This window comes from Brasilonema sp. UFV-L1 (genome assembly GCF_012912105.1).
Taxonomy (GTDB): domain Bacteria; phylum Cyanobacteriota; class Cyanobacteriia; order Cyanobacteriales; family Nostocaceae; genus Brasilonema.
Map to the genome: position 1 here is coordinate 30,085 of NZ_QMEA01000049.1, position 11,013 is coordinate 41,097.

Genomic DNA, 11,013 nt, shown 5'->3' on the forward strand with positions numbered 1-11,013 from the left:
TTTACGCAGACAATCAAATTTCTGTCTTCATTACAAATTACGAATTATTCGGTCACTTCACCTGTTTTAAGAAACACAAGTTTTATGTATTATCAATCACAATTTACCTGGGAACAAGCATCTGAATTAGTAAATAATTTAATACTTGAAGTAACTCTAAAACACCTGAGCGATGCTGAAGTACAGGTGTTGCGAGGTTCTTGGGAAGGAAAGACTTATCATGCGATCGCCTCTGAATACCACCTTAGCCGTAGGCGAATTGAAGAAATTGGTGAGGATTTATGGAATAAACTTTCAAACGCTTTAGGAGAACAGGTAAGAAAGACTAATTTTCGCCAAGCGCTGCAACGGCAATGGGAAAAAAGCAAAAGACTAATTAGTAGTACGTTTGTCAAACCGTCACCCCCTCAAAAAGAAGCAGCAATTAAAGCTATTGATCTGTATCAAGAGCGCTTCCCCATCGAAACTCTTTGTTACCAATACATATGCCAACCAGGTGCGCTATTAAGAATTAAAGCGCCTTTGCAGATGGGTAAAACAGAGCTGATGTCAAATGTAATGCATCACGCTCAACAACAGGGATACCGAACGGTGGTTTTGAACCTGCGGTATGCGAGCAAAGAAGATTTCAGCAACCTGGATAGATTCTTGCAGTGGTTCATCACTAGCATCGCCCTTGAACTAGAGTTGCTCCAACAAGTAGAGGAATACTGGAACATAAGTCATCACAACAGCAAGATTAAGTGCAGAAAATGTTTTGAAAGATATTTGTTACCAGGAGATCAGCCTCTTGCGATCGCTTTAGATGAGGTGGGGCGACTTTTCCCCTATCAAGAAATTGCCTCTGAGTTTCTGGGTATGCTGCGAACCTGGCATGAAGAAGCGAAAACCAGCGAACTTTGGGCACAACTACGATTGGTGAAGTTACATACTGAAGTTTACACTCACCTGAATCTCAATCAGTCGCCGTTTAATGCGGGGTATGAGATCAAGTTGAAAGATTTCAACCCCCAAGAGGTGCTTTCTTTAGCTTTGAAGTATCGGCTGCAATGGGATAATTCCCAAGTTGAACAACTCATGGCGATGGTAGGAGGGCATCCTTATCTAGTTGTGAAAGCTTTGCAGATGATGGCAGAGCAGGAAATGTCCTTGGAACAACTTCTGCAAACAGCCCCCACTGTATCCAGTATTTATCGTAACTATTTAGAACGACTATGGCAGCAATTACAATTTAACTTCCAATTGAATCAAACCTTTAAAACTATAATATTAGCAGATGCACCGCTAGAATTCAACTCGCAATTAAATTTGGATGAGGCGGTCAAATTATATGATTTGGGACTAGTAGAGTTGCAAAACAATCATGCAATGCCACGCTACGAGTTGTATCGTCAATATTTCCGTAAACGGTTGTCAGCAGGGAGTGGAAACTAACGAGGTGGAGTTGAGAATATTTCTCCCCCCACGTCTTTATCTTCCTTGTCCCCTCATCCTTCCAAAAACCCAATATTCTGTTTGACAGCATGAGTGCAGCGTTCAAATACAGCGATGAATACCAAGTGGGGGGAAGTCTGAGCGAACAAGCTTCCACTTATGTCGTACGACAAGCTGACTTTGAGTTGTACCAAGGATTAAAAGCACTGAAATTCTGCTATGTTCTCAACTCCCGCCAGATGGGCAAGTCCAGTTTGCGGGTGCGAACTATGGTCCGGTTGAAACGAGAAGGTTTCGCAACTGCTGCTATTGAAATGGGGGAGTTATGTGTGGCGGGAGTGACACCAGAGCTATTTTACAACAGCTTCATCAGCCTACTGGTGAGTAAGTTTAATTTAGCGATTGACGATGAACACTGGTGCGATGCCAAAAGTCATATTCTGCCATCTGTGCGTTTGAGTCAGTTTATTGAAGAGGAACTTCTTGAGCGTTTGACTCAGAATATAGTTATCTTTATTGATGAAATCGATAATGTTCTCTCGGTAGATTTTAAAGATGATTTTTTTGGCTTTCTTTGTGGCTGTTACAATAAACGCGCCGACAATCAGAAGTATCACCGCCTGACATTTGCACTGCTAGGGGTTGCAACTCCAAGAGAATTGATTGGCGATACCAGTCGCACCCCGTTTAACATTGAAACTTGTACAGTTGAACTTACAAAATTTCAACTCCATGAAGCTGAACCTTTAGAATCCGGATTAGTTGGAGTTGCGAATAATCCTCAAGCTTTGATGAAAGAAGTGTTACAATGGACGGGAGGGCAACCGTTTCTCACACAATGGCTATGCCAGTTAATTTGTACTACTGGTGAATTCATTGACGCCGGGAGGGAGGCGGAGTCAGTGGCAACAATTGTGCAACAACGCTTGATCAAAAATTGGTTAGCGCAGGACAAGCAACAGCATTTGCAGACGATACGCGATCGCATACTTACAAGTCAGAATTTTGCCTGTCGGCTGCTAGGACTGTATCAGCAATTGCTATCTGGAGAAATTGCTGCTGATGAGAGTCCAGAACAAATACAATTGCAGTTATCGGGCTTGGTCGTCAAGCGACTGCAAAAGTTAAGTATTTATAACGAGATTTACAAGTGTGTTTTTAACTCAACTTGGGTGGAGCAACAGCTCAGAAATTTGCGTCCCTATGCAGAAAAGTTTACTGCTTGGGAAGCTTGTGATCATGACACCTCACATCTGTTACGTGGGCAACAATTGCGAGATGCAAAGGCTTGGGCAGTTGGGAAAAGTTTGAGCGATAAGGATTATCAATTTTTAGCTGCTTGCCAAGAACTGGAAAAGCAACAGACACAAACGGCTTTAAACGAACAAGAAGAAGCCAATCGGATTTTGCAGTTGGCAGCTCAGAAAGCTCAACAGATGATTCGCGTCGGATCTCTAATCCTTAGCATATCTTTGATAGTGGCAGCAATCGCATGGCTTTTGGCAGTTTAAGCCTTGGAGAACTTACATCTTGCACCTGGGACAATACATAATATAATTTATATTACATTTTTTTGACTCCGTTCTCGTCCGCCCAGGACTGGAAGTCCCGCCGCTTATAGGCGAAGTCCATTTTAATGGACTGAAATGGGATAGAGCTTTTGAGTATATTTAAACACTATTTTGTTCTAGAAAGTCCTGATTCCACCAGAAGTTTCTTTGTTCGCCAAAGTCATCAACAGAGTGAAGCTTGTGTTTCTCTGATTCGCTCATGATGGCTTGGCAAATTGATAGTGATAATATTCGTGATTGAACTTGTACTCATCTTAGTATCAGATTGTGCTACAGTCCCAATACGGTTCGGTTAACGTAATTGTCGATCACACAAAGCCGGTTTTTTGAACAATACCTTTGCCAAAATTAGAGGGTTAAGACTAGACAAAAAGCTAAATTCCTTAGACAATAAGGGTTTCAGGGTTTTGAATGGGGCTTGAAAGCCATAGCTGGAAACCCGCATTCTGCGGGCGTTCTAAAAAATTGGCGAAGGTATTGTTGAAGAAACCGGCTTTTTGTCAAGTGTGCTGATCACCAACCGTATTGACTACACTGCCACACCGTTACGCAATCGCAAATCAGTTTTACAAATTATTTTAAATATTTTTACTTTTAATAGATTTCAATAAAAACTTATGCTTATATATTTTTAAAAAGATAAATTGATTGAACGATTCTCATGGCTAAGTCTCTTCAAACCCCGGAGCCAGAGTTGCAAAAGCCTGGTGTGAAAGCACCTGTGCAAGAAACATTGTTAACGCCCAGGTTTTACACCACTAACTTTGACGCTGTCGCGCAGTTGGACATTTCAGCGCATGAAGCGCAGTTGAGAGCGATTGTGGATGAACTGCGGGCTGATTATAACCGCCATCACTTCGTACGTGATTCTGAGTTTGGGCAAAGTTGGGAACAGATTGATGGGGAAACGCGCCGCGCTTTTATTGATTTCTTAGAACGCTCGTGTACTTCAGAGTTTTCTGGGTTTCTTTTGTTCAAAGAGTTATCGCGCAAACTCAAAGAGCGAAATCCTCTTTTAGCAGACGCTTTTAATTTTATGGCGCGGGATGAAGCACGTCATGCTGGGTTTCTGAATAAAGCAATGGGGGATTTTAATCTCTCGCTGGATTTGGGCTATCTCACTAGGAATCGTACCTACACCTTTTTTCCAGCAGAGTGGGTTATCTATACAGTTTACCTCTCTGAGAAAATTGGCTACTGGCGCTACATTATTATGTTCCGTCACCTAGAGAAACATCCAGAGTTGAAATTCTATCCTCTGTTTGGCTATTTCGAGAGTTGGTGTCAGGATGAGAATCGACATGGAGATTTCTTTAAGGCGCTGTTGCGATCGCAACCCCAACTGTGGAACAATTGGAAAGCGCGTTTATGGGTGAGGTTTTTCCTGCTGTCTGTGTTTGCGACTCATACTTTGACTGTGCTGGAGAGGGCGTCATTTTATCGTTCTATTGGCATTAATCCGTACGAGTACAATATCCAAGTCATCGAGAAGACGAATGAAACTGCAGCACGGGCATTTCCTGTGATACTGAATACAGAACACCCAGAATTTTTCCGTCGGCTGGAAGAGTGCTCGGATATTAATCTCAAGCTGACAGAGATTAACGACAGCAATAGTCCAAAGATTGTCAAGTTCTTGCGAAAATTACCCTTGATACTTTCAATCATCGGGCATTTGTTACGGCTTTACTTTATTAAGCCGATTGATGCTGAGGTATCTCGCCAAGCAGTTTGCTGAACTTTCCGGAAACATTTAGATGTACTAGAAGCCTACACTCGTCCTGAGGACTGAGTGTAGATCATTAATTTTGATCGCTGTTTTGTGGTACTATGGCACGGAGTGCCATATTTTGAATTGTTTTGGTCATGGTGTGACTTAGCTACCATTTCCCTGGTTCATGCTATGTTCTACCTCGTTAGAGAGGTGTAGAGGATGAGGAGGTAATAATAAAGCTTCCGATTTTCGTAATTGACCACGAACGATAAGGCGATCGCCCATAACTTCAACCTCTTTCACCTCAACTGGAAGTTTTTTCAATTCTTTTGCAACTTGTTGGTTGAGGCGTTCTTCAGAAAGCCCAAAACGTTGATACATATCAGAGAGGGTTAAGCTGAGATTGCCAAACTTAATGCGGGTTGTCTCATCCAAGCTGACTTGTTGATTGTACACCTTGGGTTTTCCTTCAACCTCTATGTATACGGGGCGATATCTTAAGATGGGCACAGTCGATAGTAACTTGGAAATCGCGACTTGTTCCTCCGATTGCAACTCGTTTAAGGGAATTGTTCTCAAATCTATCACAGCACCTGCGGAGATTTTGCCATCTTGAATTTGAGTTTTTGTCCTAACAACTGCTTGAGCCAGCCGACTTTTATCTGTCGTTTGAGCAATTCCTGAAAGAATAAGCGTATTGACTTCATTTGCATCTAGTTGCACTTCACCTTTCGCATTTCCTTTTTTGAGATGGTCAGAAATTTTACTTAAAACTTCCTGTTGTGATGGTTGAAGAGGGGTTTGATTTTGGTCAGCTTTCGGAGGCGAACTTGTTGTTGTGAATGGATTTGAGTACTCAGCTGGTAGCTGAGTTGCTTGTTGCCAAAAGAAAAAGAAAACAGCACCAGTACCTGCAATGGTACAACATAATACTAATAAAAGTCGCTTGAACATGACCAAATTCCAAGCTGGGATTTTAAGTTTCATATTGTTTTATATACATCTGTTGACAGCTTGAGGTCTAGCTCCAAAAAGATGTCTGTGTCAGAGTAAGAAATATCTAGTAGAAGATTTGAATAGCTTTCGTTACATTCATTTAGCATAGGTTTTTTGTTTCGGCGATTAGTTCAGAATAAAGAGTAGAACAATGTTTTGTGCTTTCTACTTATGCTGCATCGTTTAACAAAACAAGGACTTATTTGCATCACTCAACCAAATCACGCTTGGCTTTGCGGTCAACTTGCACAAGTTTGGGGGAATGAAGACTTTGGTGAATTTGCTCCAAAAAAAGAAGTCTGTTTAGGTGCGGAACTACATGATATTGGTTAGCTTGTTTGGGAACAAGCACCGACGCTGAACCCGCAAACTGGCTATCCTCATAAATTCATGGAACTGTCAACGCAGGAGCATATAAACATTTGGTCTAGTGCTAAACAACTCGCACTTCCTTTGGGTAGATATGTAGCACTTCTTGTCTCACTTCACGGAACAGGTTTATATGAACGATTTACAAGTTGGCAGAACTCAGCAACTTCCTCTCAAATTGTGCAGGATTTTTTAGAGGGTGAGTATGCCTTCCAAGAACAACTGATTGCTTTTCTTAAAAATGATCAATATTATGCACCACACACAAAACCAGAAGTGATTTCGCATAATAGAAAGCTGATAGGGATATGGGATGCACTATCAATTCTCTTATGTCAAGAATTGATTTCGCAAGCAGAAGTTCCTCAGGTACCAACAATTGACGGTGAAACTACTGTCAAACTGACTTTGAAAGAAGTCAAAGATAACCATCATCAAGTCACAGTATTTCCTTGGCCTTTTCAACACACTCAGGTAGAACTTGTTTACGAGGGACGGCTTCTACAGCAAACTTTTGACGATGAGAAAGCGATGCGAGAGGCTTTAATGGGTGATTGTGCGGTGACGCATTGTCCCCGCCAGGAACAGGGCAGGCTTCCAAGCCCCACGATTCATCATGGGGTAGACAGATCAATAAATAAAGCCTGCCCTGTTCCTGGTACGTGTAAGACCCCCGTGACTCTGAGCACGACTTTGCAACCAGAGTAGGAAGCTTTTTATACAGGATTTGCTTGCTTGCTTATCTTGTCGCGACTATGTGGTTGTTGAAGAAACATTGGATCAGGACCAGACGGGATGATACCGCCTGGATTGAGTGGAAACAAATTTCCGTAATAATCTCGCTTAACACTCTCCAAGTCACAGGTGTCAGCGACACCTTTAAGCTGATACAAGTCACGCAGGTAAGGTCCCAGGTTCTGATAATCGTGAATTCTTTTGCGGTTGCACTTAAAAAGTCCGTAGTATACAGTATCAAACCGGAATAATGTTGTGAATAAACGGACATCTGCCAGTGTGACAGTATCCCCACAAAGGTATCGACTGGTATTCAGCGCTGTGTCAATTTCATCAAGAGTGGTGAATAGTTCTTGATAAACTTTGTTATAAGCTTCTTGTGTCTGGGCAAAGCCGCAACGATACACACCGTTATTTACACTGGCGTAAATTTTTTCATTCCACTGGTCAATCTTTTCTTTGAGTTCCTGTGGGTAGAGGTCTAGTGTAGGATTCTTTGCGAACTCGTTGAACTGTGAGTTTAGCATCACAATAATCTCTGCACTTTCGTTGTTAACAATCGTCTTTGTCTGGGAGTCCCATAACACTGGAACTGTAAAGCGTCCACCGTAGCTAGGTTCTGCTAATTCGTACAATTCGGCGAGCAGGCGACAACCTTCATATTCTTGGTTAAACACCCAACCTCCTTCAATTGGAGAAGGTGAGACAATTGTGAGCGAGATTGCTTGTTCTAGTCCTTTGAGCGATCGCACAACAAGAGTACGATGTGCCCACGGACAACCCAGCCCTGCTATCAGATTATAACGCCCTACTGCTGGTTGATACACATTCCCTTGGTCTGTTCCAACAGAGTTTCTAAATTCGCTGCTTGGTCGAATGTACTCACCTGACTTGTTACGGGGAGCTAGTTTCGACATCATCATATGCCAAAGAGTCGTCCAAACAAATTTTCCTAGCTTTATGATGAGCTTTGGAGGAAGTGACTTACCCTTTTTAGTTTTGATTTTTTTGTCTAGTGCTGGTGAATGTGACATGATAACTCAATTAGCTATTCTTCTACTAGCAGTGTAGGTAGAGAGTCTGCTTGATGTTCACAAGTCGGCAATTCATTTTCTGAGGGCTGCAATTTACCTCGAACCACCTCTCCCACTGTAATGGATTGATTCGCTTGGCACCAGCACACTTGAGCTTTGTTTGTTTTTATCTGATTGTACTGCAAGTAATGGTAGCTTTTGTCCCTATCATTCCTTCCTAAAACGATATTATAATGTGAGACTTGCTGATGATTATCCTGTTTCACTAAACTTTGTATATAAAATATTTCATTATAGAGGCTAAAACCTAAGATTGCAGTGATTATCCGGTGATCGTTTAGAAACTTAATATATTGAATTCACACAAAAGTTAGTGAAAAATGTTCGGATGAATCAAAGATTCAGCGAAGATGACTCTTGCGACATTTCTGAATCTCGAAAATCTATAATTTTCAGTAGTGCAATTCGCTATCGTATTCTGTCTGTAGTTACCATGACCACTTCATCCCGTCGCTATCACATCACCACCTTCGGTTGCCAAATGAACAAAGCCGACTCAGAACGTATGGCTGGCATCTTAGAAGACATGGGCTTTGAGTGGTCAGAAGACCCAAATCAAGCTTCTTTGATTCTCTACAATACCTGCACTATACGTGATAATGCTGAGCAAAAAGTCTATTCTTATCTAGGAAGACAAGCAAAGCGCAAGCATGAACAACCAGACCTAACCATCATTGTTTCAGGTTGCGTTGCTCAGCAGGAAGGAGAAGTACTGTTGCGGCGTGTGCCAGAATTAGATTTGGTGATGGGACCTCAACACACTAACCGCCTGAAAGATTTGCTACAACAAGTTTTTGATGGTAACCAAGTTGTCGCCACTGAGCCAGTTCACATTATGGAAGATATCACCAAGCCGCGACGAGATAGTCATGTGAGTGCTTGGGTAAATGTGATTTACGGCTGTAATGAACGCTGCACTTACTGTGTGGTTCCGAATGTACGGGGTGTTGAGCAATCCCGTACACCGCAAGCAATTCGGGCAGAAATTGAAGAAATTGGGCGGCTTGGTTATAAAGAAGTTACCTTACTCGGTCAAAATATTGATGCTTACGGGCGAGATTTACCGGGAGTGACGCCTGAAGGTCGCCATCTCCATACTTTGACTGATTTACTTTACTATATTCATGATGTGTCGGGAATTGAAAGAATTCGGTTTGCAACTTCTCACCCCCGTTATTTCACAGAAAGACTCATCAAAGCTTGCGCGGAATTACCCAAGGTGTGTGAACACTTCCACATTCCCTTCCAATCTGGGGACAACGAAGTCCTAAAACGCATGAGTCGGGGTTACACTCACGAGAAATATCGCCGGATTATTGATACAATTCGACAGTATATGCCAGATGCGTCAATTAGTGCTGATGCGATTGTCGGTTTTCCAGGGGAGACAGAAGAACAGTTTAAAAATACTCTCAAATTGGTAGAAGATATTGGTTTTGACCAGTTGAATACAGCAGCGTATTCTCCACGCCCTGGAACACCAGCAGCGATTTGGGATGAGCAATTGAGTGAAGAAACTAAGAGCGATCGCCTGCAACAGCTCAATCATCTGGTTGGTACTAAAGCAGCCGAGCGATCGCAGCGTTATATGGGACGCGTTGAAGAAGTCCTAGTGGAAGACCAAAACCCCAAAGACAAAACTCAAGTGATGGGACGCACACGCGGAAACCGTCTGACTTTCTTTGCTGGTGATATCAATGAACTCAAAGGCAAGTTGGTTAAAGTCAAAATTACTGAAGTTCGTGCCTTTAGCTTGACAGGTGAAGTGGAAGTGCGCCAAGCGGTGTCAGTGTAAAAGGTAAATTGCTAGAAGAAGCTGCATACCATCTGCTTCTTCTGCGTTGTAGCTAGTAACGCAGGTGAACTGGATGAGCTCTTATGGTAGCCGACTACGCCATTTCTTTGGATCTTGAGAACAGTGGAAAACTGCGTAGACAATAATCGTAGTGTCCGAATGCTCATAAAAAATAACGTAAGGAAAGCGCCGAACTACAGCTCTTCTATAACTTTCGTGAACTACCCGATACATCTGTGGATTTCGCCGGATCAACTGAATACAAGCATCAACACAACGAAGAAACTCTTCACCCAAGCCAAGTTCCTGTTCTTCATACCAGATGTAAGCCCCAGCTACATCTTGTTCTGCCTCTGGCAGAATAATCAGATTTCTAAGCACCATGCTGTTTGCTACGAATTCGCTCCTTAGCGACTTCCCATGAACTACCTGAGTCGGGATTCTGTAAGTACATGGCTTTTCTTTTCGCAAGCTCTTGTTTTTGCCAATCAAGCACAGGAATTTGATCGGACACCAAAGCAATACTGTCCCATAAGTCTTCAACAAGCTGCAATTTTTCCGAGACGGTTAACTCAAAAACCTTTTGGAACTCTGCATTCATACCAACCTCGTTTAGTTAATACCCATTTTGTTCTAAGTCTATCACGGTAACACTGATGCCTCAGAATGGTGCTTTGAGAAGCTTTTGGGATGTTTCAAGGAAAAATAGACTTCTAACTTCTCGCTATTTATATAAACAAAACTCATGAAAATATTAATTTACTTTTGAAATTTGCAATTACAAATATTTACGAAAATTGTAAAGTAATTTTCTCTGTTGAGAATAGCGTCAATAAATGACGACTTGACAAGACTTTTAGTCATTTGTATTATTTTCATAATCTCGGCGGCGTATAACTCAATCAAAAAAACAAGAGAAAAAATATAGAGTAACTTCCCTTAGATGTGTTGCAGTATCTGAGTTTGAAGGTTATGGAGGTATTTCAGATGACGAAGCTGCGAATCGACTTACTCTCTGGTGATCGTTCGGGAGAACATGAAGTTTTTATAAGTTCAGCACGGGCGATCGCTAACTATCCTAATATTTTGTTTTGTCCCTGGTATAATACCTAGCTTTCTAAGCACCATGCTGTCTGCGACGAATTCGCTTCTTAGCGACTTCCTATGAACTACTTGAGCCGGGATTCTGTAAGTAGATGGGTTTTCTGTCCCGCCATTCATCCCACACTGACTTTTTCAAAGTACAGTGTGGGGTTGGGCTTTCCCCAGCCTACGGCTCGCTACGCGCTCCGACAAAAATGGACA

The 11,013-nt window shown here is 42.1% G+C and carries 9 protein-coding genes and 1 pseudogene; 6 read left to right on the forward strand and 4 right to left on the reverse strand.

Translation table 11 applies throughout. The features are described 5' to 3' along the window. The first annotated feature begins 84 nt into the window (after nucleotides 1-84). From DP117_RS15845 to acsF, 3 genes are all read left to right on the forward strand, one after another. The gene (locus DP117_RS15845) at nucleotides 85-1,434 is read left to right on the forward strand and encodes an AAA-like domain-containing protein (protein ID WP_169219259.1); all 1,350 of its coding nucleotides are present in this window, start codon (nucleotides 85-87) and stop codon (nucleotides 1,432-1,434) included. 89 nt (nucleotides 1,435-1,523) lie between these two features. Further along, entirely contained in the window at nucleotides 1,524-2,945 is a 1,422-nt protein-coding gene (locus DP117_RS15850; RefSeq protein ID WP_169219260.1) for an AAA-like domain-containing protein, read from the forward strand. A gap of 721 nt (nucleotides 2,946-3,666) precedes the next feature. Further along, entirely contained in the window at nucleotides 3,667-4,743 is a 1,077-nt protein-coding gene (gene acsF / locus DP117_RS15855; protein ID WP_169219261.1) for a magnesium-protoporphyrin IX monomethyl ester (oxidative) cyclase, read from the forward strand. Nucleotides 4,744-4,881: 138 nt separating this feature from the next. On the opposite strand, the gene DP117_RS15860 is transcribed toward acsF, so the two are convergent. Next, on the reverse strand, nucleotides 4,882-5,706 hold the full coding sequence (locus tag DP117_RS15860; protein ID WP_211176142.1) for a hypothetical protein: 825 nt from the start codon (nucleotides 5,704-5,706) through the stop codon (nucleotides 4,882-4,884). Nucleotides 5,707-5,886: 180 nt separating this feature from the next. On the opposite strand from DP117_RS15860, the pseudogene DP117_RS15865 reads away from it, so the two are divergent. Beyond that, a pseudogene (locus DP117_RS15865) lies at nucleotides 5,887-6,792 on the forward strand (DUF3891 family protein). 8 nt (nucleotides 6,793-6,800) lie between these two features. Here DP117_RS15865 and DP117_RS15870 read toward each other — a convergent pair. After that, on the reverse strand, nucleotides 6,801-7,853 hold the full coding sequence (locus DP117_RS15870; protein WP_169219262.1) for a glutathione S-transferase family protein: 1,053 nt from the start codon (nucleotides 7,851-7,853) through the stop codon (nucleotides 6,801-6,803). Nucleotides 7,854-8,346: 493 nt separating this feature from the next. Between DP117_RS15870 and miaB the strand changes: the two genes are divergently transcribed. Next, entirely contained in the window at nucleotides 8,347-9,708 is a 1,362-nt protein-coding gene (gene miaB, locus DP117_RS15875) for a tRNA (N6-isopentenyl adenosine(37)-C2)-methylthiotransferase MiaB (protein WP_169219267.1), read from the forward strand. An 81-nt stretch (nucleotides 9,709-9,789) separates the two neighbouring features. Here miaB and DP117_RS15880 read toward each other — a convergent pair whose 3' ends face one another. Then, on the reverse strand, nucleotides 9,790-10,092 hold the full coding sequence (locus DP117_RS15880; protein ID WP_211176143.1) for a type II toxin-antitoxin system RelE/ParE family toxin: 303 nt from the start codon (nucleotides 10,090-10,092) through the stop codon (nucleotides 9,790-9,792). Continuing rightward, a complete protein-coding gene (locus tag DP117_RS15885; RefSeq protein WP_169219263.1) occupies nucleotides 10,082-10,309 on the reverse strand; it encodes an addiction module protein in 228 nt (75 codons plus the stop codon). The genes DP117_RS15880 and DP117_RS15885 overlap by 11 nt, the downstream gene beginning before the upstream one ends. Nucleotides 10,310-10,695: 386 nt before the next feature. Between DP117_RS15885 and DP117_RS36970 the strand changes: the two genes are divergently transcribed. Continuing rightward, on the forward strand, nucleotides 10,696-10,821 hold the full coding sequence (locus tag DP117_RS36970; RefSeq protein WP_282440285.1) for a hypothetical protein: 126 nt from the start codon (nucleotides 10,696-10,698) through the stop codon (nucleotides 10,819-10,821). Nucleotides 10,822-11,013 lie beyond the last annotated feature (192 nt).